Annotated in this window: 20 protein-coding genes; 12 read left to right on the top strand and 8 right to left on the bottom strand. The window is 43.7% G+C overall.

The annotated features are described in order from the left end of the window. The first annotated feature begins 36 nt into the window (after window positions 1-36). Window positions 37-1,857: an oligoendopeptidase F gene (gene pepF, locus ACFQPF_RS08975; RefSeq protein WP_379748753.1), complete on the top strand. Its 1,821-nt coding sequence runs from the start codon at window positions 37-39 to the stop codon at window positions 1,855-1,857. A 388-nt stretch (window positions 1,858-2,245) separates the two neighbouring features. On the opposite strand, the gene ACFQPF_RS08980 is transcribed toward pepF, so the two are convergent. The 4 genes from ACFQPF_RS08980 to ACFQPF_RS08995 form a co-directional block, all read right to left on the bottom strand. Continuing rightward, on the bottom strand, window positions 2,246-3,136 hold the full coding sequence (locus tag ACFQPF_RS08980; RefSeq protein ID WP_379748755.1) for a ClpXP adapter SpxH family protein: 891 nt from the start codon (window positions 3,134-3,136) through the stop codon (window positions 2,246-2,248). Then, window positions 3,123-3,542 carry a globin domain-containing protein gene (locus tag ACFQPF_RS08985; RefSeq protein ID WP_379748757.1) on the bottom strand — a complete coding sequence of 140 codons (420 nt, stop codon included), beginning with the start codon at window positions 3,540-3,542 and terminating at the stop codon, window positions 3,123-3,125. Before ACFQPF_RS08985 ends, ACFQPF_RS08980 begins: the two co-directional genes overlap by 14 nt. 699 nt (window positions 3,543-4,241) lie before the next feature. Then, window positions 4,242-4,883 (bottom strand): lytic transglycosylase domain-containing protein, encoded by a 642-nt coding sequence (locus ACFQPF_RS08990; RefSeq protein ID WP_379748759.1) that lies wholly within the window; start codon window positions 4,881-4,883, stop codon window positions 4,242-4,244. Between the two features lie 52 nt (window positions 4,884-4,935). Next, complete coding sequence (locus ACFQPF_RS08995; RefSeq protein ID WP_379748761.1) at window positions 4,936-5,514, bottom strand: CYTH domain-containing protein; 579 nt, start codon at window positions 5,512-5,514, stop codon at window positions 4,936-4,938. A gap of 124 nt (window positions 5,515-5,638) precedes the next feature. On the opposite strand from ACFQPF_RS08995, the gene ACFQPF_RS09000 reads away from it, so the two are divergent. Genes ACFQPF_RS09000 through ACFQPF_RS09015 form a run of 4 tightly spaced genes read left to right on the top strand, consistent with a single transcriptional unit; the run spans window position 5,639 to window position 8,405 of the window. Continuing rightward, window positions 5,639-6,046: a UPF0738 family protein gene (locus ACFQPF_RS09000; RefSeq protein ID WP_379748763.1), complete on the top strand. Its 408-nt coding sequence runs from the start codon at window positions 5,639-5,641 to the stop codon at window positions 6,044-6,046. 2 nt (window positions 6,047-6,048) lie between these two features. Then, window positions 6,049-6,690 carry a GTP diphosphokinase gene (gene yjbM, locus ACFQPF_RS09005; RefSeq protein ID WP_379748837.1) on the top strand — a complete coding sequence of 214 codons (642 nt, stop codon included), beginning with the start codon at window positions 6,049-6,051 and terminating at the stop codon, window positions 6,688-6,690. Window positions 6,691-6,708: 18 nt separating this feature from the next. After that, the gene (locus tag ACFQPF_RS09010) at window positions 6,709-7,509 is read left to right on the top strand and encodes an NAD kinase (RefSeq protein WP_379748765.1); all 801 of its coding nucleotides are present in this window, start codon (window positions 6,709-6,711) and stop codon (window positions 7,507-7,509) included. Further along, window positions 7,506-8,405, top strand: coding sequence for an RluA family pseudouridine synthase (locus tag ACFQPF_RS09015; protein ID WP_379748767.1), 900 nt, complete (start codon window positions 7,506-7,508; stop codon window positions 8,403-8,405). The genes ACFQPF_RS09010 and ACFQPF_RS09015 overlap by 4 nt, the downstream gene beginning before the upstream one ends. A 39-nt stretch (window positions 8,406-8,444) precedes the next feature. Here the strand turns inward: ACFQPF_RS09015 and prpE are convergent, their stop codons facing one another. The 3 genes from prpE to ACFQPF_RS09030 form a co-directional block, all read right to left on the bottom strand. Continuing rightward, a complete protein-coding gene (prpE, locus tag ACFQPF_RS09020) occupies window positions 8,445-9,182 on the bottom strand; it encodes a bis(5'-nucleosyl)-tetraphosphatase PrpE (protein ID WP_379748769.1) in 738 nt (245 codons plus the stop codon). A 66-nt stretch (window positions 9,183-9,248) separates the two neighbouring features. Next, on the bottom strand, window positions 9,249-10,394 hold the full coding sequence (gene rodA, locus ACFQPF_RS09025; protein ID WP_379748771.1) for a rod shape-determining protein RodA: 1,146 nt from the start codon (window positions 10,392-10,394) through the stop codon (window positions 9,249-9,251). Window positions 10,395-11,345: 951 nt separating this feature from the next. Then, window positions 11,346-11,708, bottom strand: coding sequence for a hypothetical protein (locus ACFQPF_RS09030; RefSeq protein WP_379748773.1), 363 nt, complete (start codon window positions 11,706-11,708; stop codon window positions 11,346-11,348). A 283-nt stretch (window positions 11,709-11,991) separates the two neighbouring features. On the opposite strand from ACFQPF_RS09030, the gene ACFQPF_RS09035 reads away from it, so the two are divergent. The 3 genes from ACFQPF_RS09035 to ACFQPF_RS09045 all read left to right on the top strand — a co-directional run bounded on the left by ACFQPF_RS09035 (window position 11,992) and on the right by ACFQPF_RS09045 (window position 14,036). Continuing rightward, on the top strand, window positions 11,992-12,231 hold the full coding sequence (locus ACFQPF_RS09035; protein WP_379748775.1) for a hypothetical protein: 240 nt from the start codon (window positions 11,992-11,994) through the stop codon (window positions 12,229-12,231). A 142-nt stretch (window positions 12,232-12,373) separates the two neighbouring features. Then, window positions 12,374-13,300 (top strand): glycosyltransferase family protein, encoded by a 927-nt coding sequence (locus tag ACFQPF_RS09040; RefSeq protein ID WP_379748777.1) that lies wholly within the window; start codon window positions 12,374-12,376, stop codon window positions 13,298-13,300. A 13-nt stretch (window positions 13,301-13,313) separates the two neighbouring features. Beyond that, window positions 13,314-14,036, top strand: coding sequence for a glycosyltransferase family 2 protein (locus ACFQPF_RS09045; RefSeq protein ID WP_379748779.1), 723 nt, complete (start codon window positions 13,314-13,316; stop codon window positions 14,034-14,036). A 59-nt stretch (window positions 14,037-14,095) separates the two neighbouring features. Here ACFQPF_RS09045 and ACFQPF_RS09050 read toward each other — a convergent pair whose 3' ends face one another. Beyond that, the gene (locus ACFQPF_RS09050) at window positions 14,096-15,169 is read right to left on the bottom strand and encodes a glycosyltransferase family 4 protein (protein ID WP_379748781.1); all 1,074 of its coding nucleotides are present in this window, start codon (window positions 15,167-15,169) and stop codon (window positions 14,096-14,098) included. Window positions 15,170-15,386: 217 nt separating this feature from the next. On the opposite strand from ACFQPF_RS09050, the gene wecB reads away from it, so the two are divergent. The 4 genes from wecB to ACFQPF_RS09070 are packed head-to-tail and all read left to right on the top strand — an operon-like array spanning window position 15,387 to window position 19,177. Further along, window positions 15,387-16,478 carry a non-hydrolyzing UDP-N-acetylglucosamine 2-epimerase gene (gene wecB / locus ACFQPF_RS09055; protein WP_379748783.1) on the top strand — a complete coding sequence of 364 codons (1,092 nt, stop codon included), beginning with the start codon at window positions 15,387-15,389 and terminating at the stop codon, window positions 16,476-16,478. Continuing rightward, complete coding sequence (locus ACFQPF_RS09060; RefSeq protein WP_379748785.1) at window positions 16,471-17,457, top strand: polysaccharide biosynthesis protein; 987 nt, start codon at window positions 16,471-16,473, stop codon at window positions 17,455-17,457. Before wecB ends, ACFQPF_RS09060 begins: the two co-directional genes overlap by 8 nt. Then, a complete protein-coding gene (locus ACFQPF_RS09065; protein WP_379748787.1) occupies window positions 17,454-18,278 on the top strand; it encodes a dTDP-4-dehydrorhamnose reductase family protein in 825 nt (274 codons plus the stop codon). The genes ACFQPF_RS09060 and ACFQPF_RS09065 overlap by 4 nt, the downstream gene beginning before the upstream one ends. Continuing rightward, window positions 18,275-19,177, top strand: coding sequence for an NAD-dependent epimerase/dehydratase family protein (locus tag ACFQPF_RS09070; RefSeq protein WP_379748789.1), 903 nt, complete (start codon window positions 18,275-18,277; stop codon window positions 19,175-19,177). The genes ACFQPF_RS09065 and ACFQPF_RS09070 overlap by 4 nt, the downstream gene beginning before the upstream one ends. Window positions 19,178-19,195 lie beyond the last annotated feature (18 nt).

The following is a 19,195-nucleotide window of genomic DNA, read 5'->3' on the forward strand; positions in this document are numbered from 1 at the left end:
TATAACTGCTTTATAACTTAACTGGAGGTGCTCCGGATGGCGCAGACAAAGACAAAGGCTTTGCCAAAACGAAACGAAATAGCCGTTGAAGATACTTGGGATCTTGAAGCCATTTATGCTACAGACGATGAATGGGAAAAAGAGTTTACGGCCATAAAAGAACTTCTGCCTTCCATCAGTGATTTCCAAGGCACGTTAGGAAATTCTGCTGAGGTCCTTTACAGCTTTTTTCAACGTCAGGATGAAGTGACAAAAAAGCTTGGGAAGCTATATACATATGCCCATATGCGCTATGACCAGGATACGGCCAATTCTTTTTATCAGAGCTTAAATGACCGTGCCTCTACATTAGCTACTCAGGTCAGCAGCACGATGTCGTTTGCTGTACCAGAGATTCTATCGCTGCCAGAAGAAAAAGTTAATGAATTTGTCGGGAACTATGAGCCTCTTAAATTGTACAAACACGCTCTTGATGAAATTAACAGACAGCGTCCCCATGTCCTCTCTAAGGAGGAAGAAGCGCTGCTTGCCGGAGTGAGAGAGGTTACATCCAGCTCTAGCAGCACGTTCGGCATGCTGAACAACGCTGATTTAAAATTCCCGGTCGTAAAAGATGAAAACGGGGAGGAAGTCGAGCTTACTCACGGTCGATACATCCGCTTCCTTGAAAGCTCGGATCAAAATGTGCGCAGAGAAGCATTCGAAGCGATGTACAGCACTTATGGAAACTTCAAAAATACGTTTTCAAGCACGCTGTACGGCCAAGTGAAAAAAGATAATTTCTTCGCCCGTGTACGAAACTTCGGTTCGGCAAGAGAAGCGGCACTGAACAACAATAACATCCCTGAATCTGTTTACGAAAACCTTGTTCAGACGGTTAACAGCAACCTTCACCTGCTGCACAGATATGTGCGGCTGCGCAAAAAGGCACTCGGTGTAGAGGAACTGCACATGTACGATCTGTACACTCCGCTCGTCAAGGACGTGAAAATGGAAATACCGTTTGCTGAAGCCAAAAAGCTAGTTGTCGACTCTCTGGCACCGATGGGTGAAGAGTATGTGAATATCGTAAAAGAAGGATACGAGAAGCGCTGGATCGATGTGCATGAGAACGCGGGCAAAAGAAGCGGTGCTTATTCCTCAGGTGCGTATGGAACGATGCCATATATTTTGATGAACTGGCAGGACAACGTGAACAACCTGTTTACGTTAACACATGAGATCGGCCATTCGGTTCACAGCTATTATACTCGCGAAACACAGCCTTATCCATATGCGGATTATTCAATCTTTGTTGCTGAAGTCGCGTCAACGTGCAACGAAGCACTTCTAAACCATTACATGCTTGAGAAGACAACGGATAAGAGGGAGAAATTGTATCTGCTCAACCATCATCTTGAAGGTTTCCGCGGTACGGTGTTCCGTCAGACGATGTTTGCCGAGTTTGAACAGGAAATTCATAAGCGTGCAGCTGCAGGTGAGCCATTAACACCTGAGCTCCTTACAAAAATATATTATGAGCTAAACGTGAAATACTTTGGTGATGATCTTGTGATTGATGAACAGATTGGCTTGGAATGGGCGCGTATCCCGCATTTTTATTACAATTTCTATGTGTATCAATATGCGACAGGATTCAGTGCTGCAGCTTCTTTATCACAGCAGATATTGGATGAAGGCCAGCCGGCTGTTGACCGCTATTTAGAATTCTTAAAAGCAGGCAGCTCGGATTACCCGATTGAAGTGCTGAAGAAAGCTGGTGTGGATATGACAACACCTGAACCGATCGAAAATGCACTAAAAGTGTTCGAGTCCATCTTAGAAGAGATGGAACAGCTCTTGTTTGAAGAGAATTAAAGAAAAGCTGAATCCGCTTACTTAGCGGGTTCAGCTTTTTTTCAAGAATAAACGATTCTGCAAGTCTCTGATTTTGGAGCGGTAATTGTAGCAGAGAACACTGAGGAATACCGTACAGAACAGCAGCGGGATGGAGAAAAGAAACGAAGTCAGCTGCAAAAGAGAAAGCAGGAAATAATAAAAGCTTGAAGCGGTTAAAAACAAACACAATACAAATAAAAACAAGTACATGTACATCACCTCAGTATTACTGTATTAGAGATCGTGAGTAAAAATGTAACGCTTTTTCAGAAATAAAGCTGAAGTTTCAAATAAGCTCATTTTAATGTTTAGAAAACAACAAAAGGGACTTGCTCATATTTGGCAAGTCCCTTTTGTCATCCAGTTTTCAATTCATATATCGCCAAAAGGTACCGTGCTTGACAGGTATTCTTTCCACGGTTTGCTGCAGCAATAGTTTCTTCAACTGGCGTTCCGCTTCTTCTAGTGACCAGTTATACACGAGTGAAACTTCTTTGGCTGCGACAAACTGGTGTATTTTCATAAATTCGCTCAATGGAGGCGGAGAAGAAGCATCAGGCTTTTTGCCGAGCATTTCTTTGAGCACTTCAACATACACCTCATAAGAGTAGCAGCCTGACACTTTAATGCCTTCTTCGTCTGCCCGGTCGTTAAAGATTATGAGTGTTGGCATCTGGCTGACTGCCATCTCGTTAGAAAACTTCAGATCGCACTGCAGTGCTTTGACGGCCGCCTCTGAATGCAAATCACGAAGAAATTCCGTTAAATCAAGCCCGACCGATGTGGCGATCTCTTCAAGTACATGATCCTCGCCAATATTTTGCTTGTTCAAAAACAGCATCTCCCGCAACTTTCTCAAAAAACGTGTGCCTGCTGATTTTCCTTGCAGCTCAGCAGCTTTAATGGCGAGTGAGGCCCTGTACGGAGCAGAGATGGGGTTCTCAAACCATAGGTCTCCATCACAGCTCATACCAGAAAGGCTCGCTGCACGCTCCCATCGTTCTGCCATTTTTTCTGCCTGCTTAGCGCCTTTTCGAGACGCTGTTGACAAGCCGTTGTATGAGTTCAGAGTTCCGCTGATAAAATGCCGCAGCGTAAAGTACTGTCCGTATTCGGTTTGCAGCTTTTTTAAGACGGGTTCTAATGACCAGCAGTCGGCACATAAAGGGTCTATGACAGAATAGATTTCCAGCGGCTTATGACATGAACTTGGCTTTTGGTTATCCTGATAGGGAAACGTTGGATCAAACCATGTCATTATCCTGCTCCTTTCTTGTCTGTAAGTCTGCGGTATTGACCATATGATAGGCGGTCATCGTAAGCCGGCTGAGGATAAGCTCCTGCAGCGGCATAGGGACGCTTCTTGTGTTCAATGCTTTTTTCATGCACTCTATCCAGGCGGCAGCATGCTGGTTCGTGATAGGAAAAGGCATGTGCCGTGCACGCAGCATAGGGTGCCCATGTTCCTCTGTATAAAGTGCAGGCCCGCCAAAAAATTGGCTTAGAAACTGTGCCTGCTTCCGCGCTGTCTCGGTTAGATCCTTTGGAAAAAGCGGAGAGAGCAGCGGATCTTCGCTCACATACGAGTAAAATACGGTAACAAGCTTTTCAATACCTTGCAGACCTCCAAGGTGTTCAAATGGTGCAGCTGTATTTTCGTTCATGCTGAAAACTCCTTGGACAATTCATTTTAGTAACCTTATTTTAGCAAGGCACTATTTGAGAACGCAAATAATAAGGCTGTCTTATGTTTTATGCTGATTCTGAAAAGAGGTAAAAGAATGATTCATAAAAAGGCTGTTTTCGTAAACATTGTTGCTTTTAGAATTCGAGGATAGGTTGATCTCCGTTACAGGTGCATGCTTTCCGCGGGGTGATGGGGAAAAGCAGAAAGGACTCGTCCAGCCCCGACAAGCAAATGAGAAAGGGACCGGTAAGTCGGTTTGTGACTTATTGGGCACTGGCTCATTTGACCTCGAGGGGCTAGCCCTTTTTGCTGGACAAGTGAGCTATCCGCTAGCCAAGCGCCATTGGAAGGTCTCACCTTCTCACTCCCACTCGCAGGATAAGGAAAGCTATGTAACAAGACATCAAACGCAAGAAAAAGTGAACTTCTTTTTCGAGGAGTCGGCACCTTTCACTCCGTTCAACTATCAATGAAGTATTCAATGTTGATTAAGATATCGATTTAGAAGAAGTCAGTTTATGATAATATGCAAGCAATCCTCATAGATAGAGTATTGAAGGATGATGTACTACAAAGAGAAACTTCAGCCTTCAATGCTTCTCATAGTCGTTCAGTCATTAGCAACAATTTCTGCGAAAAGAGCCTTAAAAAAACACCTGCACAATTTTAGCAGGTGTTAAAGGGATGAGCGGTATGTGTCCATTACTTTATTGACGTAGGCGATCGTCTCTTTGAACGGAGGTATTCCATTGTATCGATTCACATTTCCAGGTCCGGCATTATAGGCAGCCAGCGCCAGCTTTTCATTGCCGTTGAATTGATCGAGCATCATCCGTAAATATTTAGTGCCGCCTTCAATGTTCTGCCGAGCGTCATAAGGATCTTGAACACCGAGATACCGAGCGGTCCCGGGCATTAATTGCATGAGGCCGGCAGCACCAGCATGACTTCTCGCTCCTGCATTATAATTCGATTCGTGCTTAATGACCGCATGTATAAGAGCAGGATTAACATTATATTTCTCAGATGCTTGCTGAATGGCATCTTCAAGGTCTTGAGTGGGTATTCTCAATGCTGCAGCGGGCTTTTGCAAGGATACTGCTGCAGCATCTGGCACACCTTGAAGCATGAGATGTCTGCTGTATAAATGATTTTCACTAGGTAATGCTGGCTGCAAAGGAAAACCGGAAGAGCCTTCATTCAGCATTGAACGGAGCATTTCGTCAAAAGGCCGCTGTTGTTCTGCAGCTGATGATGGGAAGGGCAGTGTGTTCAATGATTGAAGCTGGATGAATGCTTTTAACATTTGTATGTTCATATAATGTGCTCCTTTATTTAACTTTAAGAAAGGATAATGATTTAACAGAGGTTTACTGCTGCTGTTTGAAATTGAAAAAACGCTGAATTTTGTTCTCCGTCTTCACGATAGGAATAGACAGCTCATCCATCAGTGCTGAAAAAATCGCCGCACCACTTTTATCATCGTCACATTCGTACTCGATTTCATAGTCAATTGTGCCTAAATAATGGCTGCGGTCAAAAAATAACAATCCGCTCTTATAAGCCACTTGCGTACGGTAAGTTGTTAAAGATCCTAAATAGCGAATCTCTTTAGGGGAGATGCCCATCTGTTCAACTAATTCTCGAACCCCGCCTTCAGGAAAAAAAGAGGATGAAATCATTTCTCTGGAAACAGTGTCTGTCAAGATTTCATGGCTTTCAAGCAAGTGTCCTTGAGACGGCTGCTTCAATGTAAGAACATAGCCTTCCTCAATGTGTCTGATCCTAAGGGCTGATCGTTGTGCTTTTAATGAGAAGTCAGGTGTGTCAAAATAATGGTTGGTCTGTTTTTTTAACTGATCTTCCTTTAACTGAAACGTATCCATTATCTTATGAAAGTCTTTTTCACTTACTAGGTTTTTAAATTCAATCTCTAATTCCTGTTTCATTTCTGGTGAGCTCCATTTCTTTTTGTATTCTTTTTATTATGTCATAAGGCATGTATCCCAACAATTTCAATCACACCACTTTGTGATAAACTATAGATAGAGAACGTAGGAGGGTGTTAGAACCATGGCACAACGAATTACAGTCGAAACATCTAAGATTGGCGAGGAATTATCTTTGTTTGTACAAGCCGGGCAGGAAGTAAATGAACAAACTCAGGATGCAATGAGGATGCTTGTGGATTCGGATCATTTGGCTTTTCTTTATGTACTGGACACGGAGGATGACCTTATTTATGTGGACCTGGGAGTCGAGCATTGGGAGAAAATGGACCAGGCCGCTGCTGCTGACCTTAAGGCTGTGCTGCATTTTAGAGATGGAAAGACAATGACTCTTTCCGCGCTTACTTCTGAGATGGAATATTTGGTCAGCAACATTAAAGGAAACGCTAACTATGGAGAAAAGATGGTAAGCGCAGTAGAAAGGAGCTTTCCATCCATCATTTCTAAGACGGAAGAAGGAAACGAAGGGTGAATATGGACTGGGAAACACTTCTCGCACCATATAAACAAGCAGTAGACGAGTTGAAAGTGAAATTTAGGGGCATAAGAGAACAGTCTCAAAAATTTAACCGGCATTCTCCTGTTGAATTTGTGACAGGCAGGGTTAAGCCTGTTAATTCCATCTTGAACAAGGCATGGCAGAAAAACATCCTGCCTGAAAATCTCGAGGCAGAGCTGCAAGATCTAGCAGGACTCCGGATAATGTGCCAGTTTACTGAGGACATTTCAACAATGATTAGTTTGCTTCGCAACAGGACGGACTTTGAGATTGTTGAAGAAAGAGATTATATTACGCATAAGAAGCCGAGCGGGTACCGTTCATACCATGTGGTCATCAAGTATCCTGTGCAAACGTTAGAAGGAGAAAGAAAAATATTAGTCGAAATTCAAATACGCACGCTCGCGATGAATTTTTGGGCGACGATTGAACATTCCATCAATTATAAATACCAAGGCCAGATTCCAGAAGATATCAGGCAGCGGCTTCAACGTGCGGCCGAAGCCGCTTTTAGGCTGGACGAAGAGATGTCTCAGATCAAAGGTGAAATACAAGAAGCGCAGCGGCTGTTCAATGAACGAGCAGATGATGCGGCAGAAAATGATTCTGATAACTAATCAAAGGATGATGTACGGATGAAATTTTCCATCATTTCAAAGGGTGACCAAAAATCGAATACACTCGCTGCCAAAATACGTACATATCTCGAAGAATTCGAACTGGAATATGAAGAGAAAGCACCCGAGATTGTCATAACCGTTGGCGGTGACGGCACGTTGCTTCACGCCTTCCACCAGTACGCACACCGAGTGAATGAGACCGCATTTGTCGGCGTGCATACGGGGCATCTCGGCTTTTTTGCGGACTGGACGCCTGAAGAGGTGGAAAAGCTCGTGATTCATATTGCCAAGACGCCGTTCCAAATCGTTGAGTATCCGCTTCTTGAAGTGACAGTCCGATATTTAGATGATATGGACGAGAAAAGGTATCTGGCAGTAAATGAATGCACGGTTAAAAGCGGAGAAGGTTCTCTTGTTATGGACGTAGACATCAAGGGAGATCGGTTTGAAACATTCCGTGGCGATGGACTTTGCATGTCAACACCTTCTGGAAGCACCGCTTACAACAAAGCGCTTGGAGGTGCCATCATTCATCCATCTCTACCGAGCATTCAAATAGCCGAAATGGCATCCATTAATAATCGGGTTTTCAGGACGATCGGCTCTCCTCTTGTCCTGCCGCAGCACCACACATGCTTGTTAAAACCGATCAATAACGTAGACTTTCATATTACAATTGATCATCTTTTTTTGCTGCAAAAGAAGGTAAAATCCATTCAATGCCGCGTGGCAGAAGAAAAAATCCGTTTTGCGCGTTTTCGGCCATTTCCTTTTTGGAAGCGCGTTAAAGATTCCTTTATAGGTGAGAGAGAATGACAAAGCCCTTTAGCATCACGTGGACCGTCGAATCCTTAGACGGTCCATTGCTGTTGCGAGAATTTTTGAAAAGCAAACAGCTGTCAAAAGCGGCATTGACAGATATAAAATTTCACGGCGGTTCACTTTTTGTGAATGGGCAAGAAGAGAGTGTACGAAAGAAGCTGACAGAAGGGGATATAATTAAGGTTGTCTTTCCGATAGAAGAGAGAAGCAGCCATATGGTACCGGTTGATATGCCGATCGACATTTTATTTGAAGATGACCATTTTCTTGCTGTCAACAAACCTCCTGGCATTCCGACCATTCCGTCCCGTTATCAACAAAACGGGTCACTCGCTCAAGCGGTTCTATATTATTATGAACATGAGGGCATAAGCGGGACTTTTCATGCTGTGAACAGATTGGATCGAGATACTTCAGGAGTGGTGCTGATTGCCAAGCACAGGTTCGCTCATTCCCTCTTGTCGCTGCAGCAGACCGCAGGAGCGTATCACCGGAGTTATACAGCGATTGTAGAAGGGGAAGTGCTTGAAAAAAAAACGATTGTGGCACCGATCGGCCGCAATCCTGAGAGCATTGTAGAGCGGATGGTGAGGGAAGATGGCCAGCATGCCGTCACACATGTTATTCCGTTAATGCCGCTTCCTGAAATGGGTGGAACATTGGTCAATCTTGAACTCGAAACAGGAAGGACACACCAGATAAGAGTGCACCTTTCTTACATGGGGCATCCGCTGGCAGGAGACGATTTATATGGAGGCTCAAAAAAATGGATGAACCGGCAGGCGCTGCATAGCACGAATGCTGTGTTCTTTCATCCGTTTCTCGAGAAGCTCGTGGAAGTGTCAGCTCGTTTGCCAGATGATATGAAATGTTGGATCAAGGAGAAATAATAGCGCTTCTGCCTTATTGAAGGCGGAAGCGCTGTTCTTTTACGAGAACTCATGGAATTTTTCTTCTTGATACGGCATGCTGGAAACCACACTCACCACTTCTTTTTCGGGATAGCGGAAAGCAGACAGCTTTCCGCCGAACACACAGCCTGTGTCGATGTTCCATGTGTTGTTGACGTGCCGGACTTTCTGTACTGGTGTGTGGCCGTAAACGATAATGTGTTCTCCTTCATAGCTCATCGCCCAATCTCGCCTGACAGGCATGCCGTTAGGGTGTTTTTCTCCTGTGATATCTCCATAAAGCACGAACGTTTTTACTTGTTTATCAGATCTTCCGATGAATCCTTGCTTGATGCCTGCATGAGCCACGATTAACCTGTTATCGTCGAGGGAAAGGTATAGCGGTGCGTTTTCATAAAGGGAGATAAACAGCGTTTTTATTTTGTTTCTTGTGGCTGCACGAGTGTTTTCAAGCTCAGCTACTGTTGTTTCTAATCCATGTGTGATCTGTACTTTTCTGCCTAAAAAGTAGCGGTACAGCTTATTGCAATGATTGCCTGGCGTATAAAACCCGAGATTGTTAGAAATGAGCTGGCAGACCGTTTCAATGACCTTCAAGGATTGCGGGCCACGGTCCGTTAAATCTCCGACAAACGCGAGCATTCGTCCTTCAGGATGGACCGGCAGGCCGGTATCCCACGTATAGCCAAGTTTCTTGGTAAGCTGCTCGAATTCTATATAACACCCGTGTATGTCTCCGATTACATCGATCTTCATCTCTTTCATCCTCCTACATCTAGCATACGGTTTATAAACAAAAAAAACACCTGATAAACAGGTGTTCTACTCGAACATGTACTTTCTCGTCCTGGAGCGGACATTTAGGACGAGGCCGAATGCAATCATACAAGCTAGAATGGAGCTTCCTCCGTAGCTGATGAACGGGAGGGGAATTCCGGTGATCGGCATGACTTGAATGTTCATGCCAATATTCTGGAACACCTGAAAGGTCAGCATCCCTATAACGCCTGAGCACAGATAACTTCCGAATGGCTCATTGCTTTCAAGCGCCGTGTTGATCATTCTGTAAATCATTAAGAAGAATAGGGATATAACGATGCTTGTGCCTAAAAAGCCAAACTCTTCCCCGATAACAGAAAAGATAAAATCGGTCTGCGCCTCAGGAAGGTAAATGGCGCCTTCCTTAAATCCTTTTCCGAACAGCATGCCGGATCCGATAGCCAAGAGCGCGTTTCGTGTGTGATACCCTGCATCAGGGTGACCGTATGGATCCAGCCACGCATAGAAACGTTCTAGCTGATACTGATCGAGAATGTAATCCATAAAAAACTGCGGAAACGTAAAGTAAATCCAGACCAATACCGAAACAAAAAGGACAAACATCGTGACCAGTGTCAGGATGATGCGCCAGCGTATTCCTGAAACGAGCAGAAGACTTCCCGTGATAGCGATAAATACGAGACTTGTTCCTAAGTCGGGCTGCAAAAGGACAAGGAACATCGGAAGACCGACAGCGAGGCCTATTTTGCCGAGCAGAAGCATATCCTCACGCATCGTCCGAATGATGTACTTCTCATTATGTCCTGCAATAATGTTGCTGATGGTAATCACAAGGGACACCTTCACAATCTCTGAAGGCTGGAAAGCGATGCCCCCAAACTTATACCAGCTTTTCGCACCGTTTACTTCCGATCCGAAAACCATAATTCCAAGCAATAGAAGGATACCGACACCATAAAGGTACCAAGAAAGCTTACGGAATTGATCATAGTCTAAGATCATGACACCGATGATGGCAATTCCGCCAATGACATACCATACAATTTGTTTGAGGACAAAGTTCTCGCCGTACTGACCGATAAGCTGAGCGCTATAAATGGCCACACAGCTCGTACAAAGCATTAAAAATAAAAGAAAAAGCAAATTATAATCAATTTGCTGCCACGGAGATTTATGGTTATCTTCCAAATCTTACAACTCCTTAAATGGGGTGATGCTGTCATGAATAGGCAGCCTATTAACATCCGGCTGGCTGCCCCATTGGCGCTTCAATTAGTGTAACAAGTTCTATCTTAACCGAAAGCTTAGGACAATGAAAACAAAAATAGTAGTAATAAAAGAAAAATCGTATTAAACATATCGTAAAGGATAAAGGAAAAATGGGGATAATAAGAAAAATTAATCCTTAACATCATGGAGGTATAAATATGGTGCCACTCGTTCTTTGTCCAAAATGTACTCATCAAGAAATACTTGAGGAAGTTCTGACAGCACAGTCTAATCAAAACGTGATCTACCGCTGCACAAAATGCGGTTACACAATCAGAGACATCGAAACATCAAAAGGGTGAAGAATTACTATTATGTAAGGCCAGGCTGCAGCTTAGAAATGAGCAGCCTGGCTGGCTTTAGATCAAGATTCGCACATTATGGGAATCAAAGACCGTTTAGGCAAACAATACCACAAATGCAGCGGCAGTCTGTTACATACGTGCGAGTTACTGTATTACCTTGACCATCAACGTCCTGGTAAGTGAAGACTGCGCAAGATGTAGCAGCGTCAAAACGTGCCACCGTAAATTCTGTCGGTGTCGTAAGACCAAGCAGATCCAGTGGACCGCTAGTGCCTTTGTTAACGATTAACACACGAGTGTTAGCGCCAACTGCACATAGATTTGTTGTTGTATTTGCTAACTGATTCAAAAGCTCGCAAACACAACCTTTGCTCTTTGTGTGACCTGCGTCTGCTGCATTAGCGTTACATCCGCAGGAATTATTGAATAGGCTGCCCATTCAAATTGCCTCCTTAATAAGATACATGTACCTGATTCTCGTTTCAGGGTTAATACACTATATTAAAAAAGAAGGTGTTTGGCATAAGCCAAACACCTATTTTATATGAAAACAAGCATATGCCTATTAAAGGCCGTTCAAGCACACGATGCCGCAGATGCAGCGGCAGTCTGTTACGTACGTGCGAGTGATTGTATCTCCTGCACCGTTTACATCTTGATAAGTGAAGACTGCGCAAGAGGTTTCTGCATCAAATCGAGCGACCGTAAATTCTGTTGGTGTTGTAAGGCCAAGAAGATCAAGTGGAGTAGAAGTTCCTTTGTTCACGATCAAGACACGTGTATTCGCTCCGCTCGAGCAAAGATTGGTTGTTGTGTTGGCTAGCTGGTTCAGTACTTCGCAAACACATCCCTCACTTTTTTTGTGTTCTGCAGCACCGGCATTGCTGGACCCACAGCCGCATGATGAATGATTAAATAAGCTTCCCATTATAATTCCTCCTTATATTACCTTCGTTTTCTGACCCGCTTCCCATACAGGGATACTACACTATATTACGCGGCCAAGTTATTGGTTTCTTTTGTTTGAAAATTAACCATATGCCCAATGTGAAATCTTACATAGTAGAAAAGAAAAATCACATGAGAAAACAGACTCTAAATTTGCAAAAATATGATAAAAGTCCAATCACACCAACAAGAAAAGACATATAAAGTAAAAGAACTAGTATTCACCATGTACTAGGAACTAAATGAAAGGGGAGTTTTCATAAATGGCACTTGTAGACCGCATTGCTCTGCGTGCGCAATTAGCGCTTTTGGCAGCATCCGGCCAGCTTATTTCTGAAGTATACGTTCTAGCAACTCAAATTCCTGGAGAGCCTGATTTAACAGGTGTAACAGTAAAGCGCGTTAGCGGAAATTTTGTAACATTCAACCAGGCTGGTTCTGGCGCTATCGGCGATATCATTATTGCAATCGATAAAATTGTTGCAATCGACCTTGCGCTTTAAAACTTGGAAGCCCGTGTGCATCATGCACCGGGCTTTTTTCATGATGGAAATGGAAGAGCTCTTTTCAACAGCAAACTAGGTATTTTCAATAAGCAATCGTTGTCTCGCTACATATGATAAGGAGAAGAGAAGGTGATGTTACTTGAGGAAATTGAATTTGCTGTTTATTACGAAGGATCGTTCACAGCAGGTGGAAAGAAGCAGCTTTTATTTAGCTGATGAATTAAGCGGAAGAACAAATCTAGTGATGTGGGGAGCGGACGGCCACATTCAAAACATATTAGCTTCTTTGCCGTTCACGCCAGACTTTATATTGATAAATGATTACCGCTCTGAATATATGCCAAAGGTTAGGGGACTTCACGCCGTTTCCATTCCTAAAGGCATGATCATGCATGACCTGCATTATAAAAAGTACCAGCGCAAACGATTCATAGAAAAGGAAAACATCCAGCTCGTATTTACACATTACAGGGACGCATTTTTGCAATATTTTCCAGAACTATCACCAAGGATGGTCTGGTTTCCGCATTTCATCCATCCGGGAGTGTTCAAGGACTATCATCAGCCAAAAGCCATCAATTATCTAATGATGGGTGCGAGCTTTCCACATTTGTATCCTGTAAGAAATAGCTTTATGCATCAATTAAAAAAAGAGCCTGGGTTTGTCTGTCATGCTCACCCCGGATACAGGGCGATTGGAAGAAGCGAGAAAGGCGCGGTTGCAGGCACTGCGTATGCAATGGAACTGAATAGATCGAAAATTTTTTTAACGTGTGACAGCATATATCACTACCCTGTCATGAAATATTTTGAAGCGCTCGCTGCGAATGCACTCCTAATTGCACCTGCATCAAAAGAGCTTGCTGATCTTGGGTTTATTGATGGTCACACGTTTGTAGCGGCTGATTCATCCAATGTCCTTCATAAAGCGAGAACGTACCTTGCTAACGAGCAGCAGCGTTTGCAGATCGCGCACCGAGGCATGAATATGGTGAGAAGCAGGCATACAACCACGCAGAGAGTGACAGAGCTGCTGCAGAAAATAAAAGAAGTGACTGGAAAGTGAGGAGAAGGCACTCATGGCAAAAGTAAGCATCATTATCCCTTTCTACAACTGCCCGTATATAGGGCAAGCGATATCGAGCGCTTTAAATCAAACGTATAAAGACATTGAGGTTATTGTAGTGAATGACGGATCGACGATGCATGTTGATAAGGTCATGCCGTATATTAGCCGCATTAAATATATCGCCAAAGGAAACGGCGGAACGGCTAGTGCACTGAATACAGGAATCCGCAACGCGGCAGGACAGTATTTTGCCTGGTTAAGCTCGGATGACGTCTATCATCCCCGGAAGATTGAAAAACAGGTGCAGCAGATGATATCAAGCGGAGCGATGGTTAGCTATACAAACTATTATTTGATCAACGAGCGCGGGCAGGTTATTTCCCAGCCGGCAGGAGTATATTATTCTTCTTTCGTTCAATTTGCAAAACGAATGCGGCGCGGCTGCATCATAAATGGCTGTACGGTCATGCTCAATATGAACGTTTTTAAAGAATTTGGCCTTTTTGATGAAAGCCTCCCCTATACGCATGATTACGATTATTGGCTGCGCATCATGAAAAAGCATCAGTTTCATTATTTAGTAGAACCTCTATTAAATTACCGCGTGCACAGCGAGATGGGCACAAAAAAGCATGGCGATAAGATCAAACAGGAAATAAGGACTACAATCCGAAGGCATAGAGGGGAACTGAACAACTTAATCAATCTAGAGCTTAGAAGAAGAAATGCATAATAACACCCGGTTCACTTTGAACCGGGTGTTATTTCGTGCCGACTGGTTAGCCAGCGATTTTAGATTGAATACCCAAGGGTACGCAGCATCTGTTTAAAATTAGCAACATATTGAGCAGCCGAGCAGTTGGCATTCATATGATTAAAAGCGTTCGTTTTCATGGCGTTGCGCAGAGGAATATTTCGCATTAAGTCCATTCCCTCTGCAACAGCTGCTTCCGTATTATTCAAAGGAAAAAATTTACCTGTTACATTATGGATGATAAACGTTCGAACGCCATCAGAATCTGTAGTGAGCACCGGACATCGGCAGCTGATGGCTTCCGCTATCGCGTAACCGAAGCCTTCAACCTTTGAGGTAGACAGAAGAAAACCGCCAGAGTCACCAATCATGGAATAATAGTCGGGCATTTCATTGTGAAGGACGTTGGACCGGATGACTAAGTGAGGAGACAACCGAAGATCCTGTACCATCTTGTCAAACTTCAGCCGTTCTGCAGGTTTTGCAAGTGTGGCATCCTCGAACATCCAAAGCTTGATAGCAGGGTTATGGTCAATGAGCCTTCTTCCGATTTGCAGAAAGCTTGCCCAATTTTTATTGTCTTCAATTCTCCCCACCCAGCCGATGACAGGTGAAGGAGGCTTAGGATTCTTCCGATAGCAGAACGTTCTCGTGTCCATGATGTCATGAAAGCAGAATTTAGGGAAACCGCTGTACAGTTCATCGATAATATTCATGAGATGCGGTGTTTTGGGATACAATATGCCGTTGCAGCATGACAGCACATTCTGTTTAGCGTCAATTAATATATTTCTAGCATCGTATACACTTCCTAAACCTTGCACTTCAAATATTATATGCCCTTTGTAACGAGTCCTTCTCAACCTTGGAAGAATCATATAATTGGAACAGACAACAATGCAATTGTATTGATGTGCAAGCAGATGCCTGCGTATGTCGCGGTCTCTGCTCATGACGAACGTTGGAATGCCCTCGATGTTCTGCATCCCAGATCCTTGTTCCAAATACATCAGATGGCACTCGATGCCTTGAGCTTGAAGTGCTTTGCATCTTTGTCTATTAAGGGTTTCTACGCCTCCGCTGGGAATATAGAAGACGAATAGAATCTTCATAAGCTCTCTCCTTTAAAAAAACACAACAGTTAATGCATTCTATGCCTGATGCAATAAGACGTTCTAAACAATTCTGGAAATGTGCAAATGATCGCAAATAGACAGGTGGCTGAAGCCTCTTTTTTACAAGGGCTAGGTCATCTGTCTATTGCATTCAGCGTGCAAATTCATAGTTTAATACAGAAGGCCATTATTACGCATTAGAAAGGAGAGTTATATGAAGATATTAACTGTTCTCGGAACACGGCCTGAAATCATCCGTTTAAGCCTTGTGATCGGCAAGCTGGATAGGCTGGCAGACAGCCATGTGCTTGTTCATACCGGGCAGAACTTTACGTATTCTTTGAGCGACGTTTTTTTTCAAGAGTTAAATGTCCGGCTCCCGGATTACTCTATTAATTTGCCTTCTCCATCATTAGGAAGCCAGTTATCCAATATGTTCTTAGAACTTGAAAAGATATTTATAGCAGAAAAGCCTGACAAAGTCCTTGTTTTAGGAGATACGAACAGTGCACTTGCAGCCATATTAGCAGAAAGAATGAACATTCCTGTCATTCATATGGAAGCGGGAAACCGCTGCTTCGATCTTAAAGTGCCTGAAGAGAAAAACCGTAAGCTCATTGACACGATTTCCTCATTTAATCTGCCTTATACCCCGCAGAGCAGGGAAAATCTCCTGCGTGAAGGATTCCCAGTGCAGCGGATTATGGTTTCAGGCAATCCGATATACGAAGTTCTGACAGCTTATGAAGAACAAATAGAAAGAAGCGAAATCTTAAACGACCTATCGCTTGAAGAGAAAGACTACTTTCTCGTCACAGCTCACCGGGCTGAAAATGTAGATGATCATCATAATCTTATTGAAATTTTAGAAGGCTTGAACGGAACAGCCAAGCTTTATGGAAAAAGAATCATCTGCTCCGTCCATCCTCGCACAAAATCAAAGATTTCAGGTTTAACCGATCTTCATATGGACCCGCTCGTTGAGTTTCATGAGCCGTTTGGTTTTTTTGATTTTATCAAGCTTGAAAAAAATGCCCTCTGTGTTTTGACAGACAGTGGAACAGTTCAGGAAGAATGCTGTTTGTTTCATGTCCCGGCGGTGACGATGCGCAACAGTACAGAAAGGCCAGAAACCGTTGAATGCGGAAGCAACTGTGTTTCAGGCGTTATGTCTGATCAAATCGTCAAAGCGGTACAAGTGATGCTTAACCAAAAGGAAGAATGGGAGTTCCCTGCGGGCTATAAAGATCCGCATGTATCGGAAAAAGTAGTGAAATTTATTTTAGGAGGAAAACGAGTTGTATAACAGTACCATATTGATCACAGGCGGAACAGGCTCTTGGGGGCATGAGCTTGTCAAGCAGCTGCTTCAGAAAAGACCGAAAGAGATCAGGATCTTTTCTCGTAACGAAGCAAGCCAGGTGGCCATGCAGCGGATGTTTGACAAGGACAACATCTTAAAGTTCGTCATCGGCGACATCCGTGATAAAGAAGCAGTCACAAAGGCTAGCGCCAATGTGGACTACGTCTATCACTTGGCTGCACTCAAGCATGTTCCGATCTGTGAGCATCAGCCGTATGAAGCGTTAAAGACGAACATTGTCGGCACTCAGAATGTTATCGAAGCGGCAATCGAGAACAAAGTAAATAAAGTGATCTATATTTCTACAGATAAGTCGGCCAATCCTTCTAACTTTTACGGGATGACAAAAGCAATAGGTGAAAAGCTGATTATTCATGCAAACCTCCTCAGCGACCATACAAAATTTGTCTGTGTGCGCGGCGGAAATGTCTTAGGCACAAACGGAAGTGTCATCCATCTATTCAAGGATCATATCAAAACAAGAGGACAGGTCGGCATCACGGATCTGCGCATGACGCGATTTTTCCTTACACTGCAGGATGCGATCAAGCTTTTGTTCAAAGCGACCTATGAAAGCTTAGGCGGTGAAATTTTTGTTATGAAAATGCCTACGTGCAAGATTACCGATCTAGCAGAAATATTGATTGAAGAGTCTGGCAGAGAAGATGTTGATATGGTCGAAATTGGGACGCGTCCCGGTGAAAAACTGCACGAGCTTCTGCTATCTGAATATGAGAGTGTGACATCTGTTCTATACGATAATGAATATTTCGTCATCCTGCCTACGATTCATATTGAAGGGCTTAATGAGTTCTATTCGGTGTTTGATAAAGCCGATCTGAAAAGCTACAGCTCAGAGGATGACCTCATGTCCAAGGAAGAAATAAGGGAAATGCTAAAAAAAGGCGGGTTTCTGTCATGAAACTCCTAGTCTTAGGGGGAAGAGGCATGGCCGGTCACGTGGTCACCTCTTTTCTAAAAAAAAACAGCCCTCATGATGTGCTTTATACATCAAGAGACATCGACGACACAGATGGCTATTATTTAGATGCGGCAGACCTAGAGCGGGTAAAAGAAATGATATTCAGCATAAAGCCGGACGCGGTCATCAACTGTATCGGTATCTTAAACCATTTTGCCGATCAAGACCCAGGCAGAGCAATCCTCATTAACAGTTACCTCCCTCACTATGTTGCCAGTCTGCTGGACACTTATGGAGGAAAGTTCATTCATATTAGTACGGACTGTGTCTTTTCAGGCAAAAAAGGCGATTACAGTTTGTCAGATGAACCGGATGGAACCTCGCTTTATGCTCGTACGAAAATATTAGGTGAAGTGAAAACAGCCCCTCACCTGACGATCCGAACGTCCATTATTGGTCCAGAGCTTAAAAATGGCATCGGCTTGCTGCACTGGTTCTTAAAGCAAACCGGCACAATAAAAGGATTTACAAACGTGTACTGGAACGGAGTGACAACACTTCAATTAGCTAAAACGATCCTTGAAGCGGCAGAGCGCGACTTATCAGGAATCATTCAGCTTTCAGCATCTGGAAAGCTATCGAAATATGAGCTGTTAGCATTGTTTCAAAAGACGTTCAACAAACAAGATGTCATGATCGAAAAGTACAGCGATGAGAGGCATGATAAATCACTGATTAACGGGGGGGCTCAAGCGGCGTTTCTTGTTCCGTCATATGAGGTCATGCTGCAAGAATTAAAGGAATGGATGGATTCTCAATGAACGTCAGGCAGGCAATCCTCATAACAGGTGCTAAAGGGTTTACCGGTATGCATGCTTGCCGCCATTTTCACGAGAAAGGCTTGCACGTTTGCGGATTGTATCGCAGCTTGCCTGCCGTACAAGTTCCATGGCAGACCGAAATAGCCGATTTAAGCGATCCTATCGCCATAGTGCAGGTCATAAAAAAAGTAAAACCATCTTACGTGCTGCACTTGGCTGGCGTTAATTCTGTCCGTGCTTCATGGAGTGATCCGTTAAGCTGCATGAACATTAACGTCATGGGAACGCTGAACCTTCTTCATGCTATAAAGGAAGAATCGAGAGTATCTAAAATTATTGTCACCGGCTCTATGCTTGAATACAATCTTGCAAAAGGTTCTGCTCCTCATCCATACAGTCTGTCAAAAACAATGCAAACCATCGCAGCAGAAAGCTGGTTTCATTTTTATCACCTTCATCTTATGGTCGTCAAGCCTAGCAATTTAATCGGTCCAGGGCCAAGTGAGGGTGTATGCACAGCTCTTGCAAGAAAAGTTGCTATGATGGAAAAAGGCCTTTCTGATAACGTGCTTGAAGTTGGCAGCCTTAACAGTGCAAGAGACTTTCTGGATGTGCGGGATGCGGTTCGTGCGTATGATGTCATCTTTGAACAAGGAACACCAGGAACGTCATATGAACTTGGATCGGGCCATTTACGGAGCATCGAGGATGTGGTGAAGCAATTGAAAAAGCTATCTGCCGTATCGTTCAGTGTCATGGAACGAACGCCATTGTCAGCAGATGCCGCTTCATGCCATGATCTATCAAAAATAGAGAAACTTGGCTGGCACTCTGCATTCCCATTTGAGCGTTCGATAACAGATGTGCTGCAAGCGATGCGTAAGGAAGTCGCTGACTGAAAACACAAGGAGAATCAA

This window comes from Fictibacillus iocasae (assembly GCF_042665465.1).
Taxonomy (GTDB): Bacteria; Bacillota; Bacilli; order Bacillales; family Fictibacillaceae; genus Fictibacillus; species Fictibacillus iocasae.

Bases quoted from the DNA above. Each gene is read 5' to 3' on its own strand.
- pepF (WP_379748753.1), top strand. From the start codon at position 37: ATGGCGCAGACAAAGACAAAGGCTTTGCCAAAACGAAACGAAATAGCC.
- ACFQPF_RS08980 (WP_379748755.1), bottom strand. From the start codon at position 3,136: ATGACATGGTTTGATCCAACGTTTCCCTATCAGGATAACCAAAAGCCA.
- ACFQPF_RS08985 (WP_379748757.1), bottom strand. From the start codon at position 3,542: ATGAACGAAAATACAGCTGCACCATTTGAACACCTTGGAGGTCTGCAA.
- ACFQPF_RS08990 (WP_379748759.1), bottom strand. From the start codon at position 4,883: ATGAACATACAAATGTTAAAAGCATTCATCCAGCTTCAATCATTGAAC.
- ACFQPF_RS08995 (WP_379748761.1), bottom strand. From the start codon at position 5,514: ATGAAACAGGAATTAGAGATTGAATTTAAAAACCTAGTAAGTGAAAAA.
- ACFQPF_RS09000 (WP_379748763.1), top strand. From the start codon at position 5,639: ATGGCACAACGAATTACAGTCGAAACATCTAAGATTGGCGAGGAATTA.
- yjbM (WP_379748837.1), top strand. From the start codon at position 6,049: ATGGACTGGGAAACACTTCTCGCACCATATAAACAAGCAGTAGACGAG.
- ACFQPF_RS09010 (WP_379748765.1), top strand. From the start codon at position 6,709: ATGAAATTTTCCATCATTTCAAAGGGTGACCAAAAATCGAATACACTC.
- ACFQPF_RS09015 (WP_379748767.1), top strand. From the start codon at position 7,506: ATGACAAAGCCCTTTAGCATCACGTGGACCGTCGAATCCTTAGACGGT.
- prpE (WP_379748769.1), bottom strand. From the start codon at position 9,182: ATGAAGATCGATGTAATCGGAGACATACACGGGTGTTATATAGAATTC.
- ACFQPF_RS09030 (WP_379748773.1), bottom strand. From the start codon at position 11,708: ATGGGAAGCTTATTTAATCATTCATCATGCGGCTGTGGGTCCAGCAAT.
- ACFQPF_RS09035 (WP_379748775.1), top strand. From the start codon at position 11,992: ATGGCACTTGTAGACCGCATTGCTCTGCGTGCGCAATTAGCGCTTTTG.
- ACFQPF_RS09045 (WP_379748779.1), top strand. From the start codon at position 13,314: ATGGCAAAAGTAAGCATCATTATCCCTTTCTACAACTGCCCGTATATA.
- ACFQPF_RS09050 (WP_379748781.1), bottom strand. From the start codon at position 15,169: ATGAAGATTCTATTCGTCTTCTATATTCCCAGCGGAGGCGTAGAAACC.
- wecB (WP_379748783.1), top strand. From the start codon at position 15,387: ATGAAGATATTAACTGTTCTCGGAACACGGCCTGAAATCATCCGTTTA.
- ACFQPF_RS09065 (WP_379748787.1), top strand. From the start codon at position 17,454: ATGAAACTCCTAGTCTTAGGGGGAAGAGGCATGGCCGGTCACGTGGTC.
- ACFQPF_RS09070 (WP_379748789.1), top strand. From the start codon at position 18,275: ATGAACGTCAGGCAGGCAATCCTCATAACAGGTGCTAAAGGGTTTACC.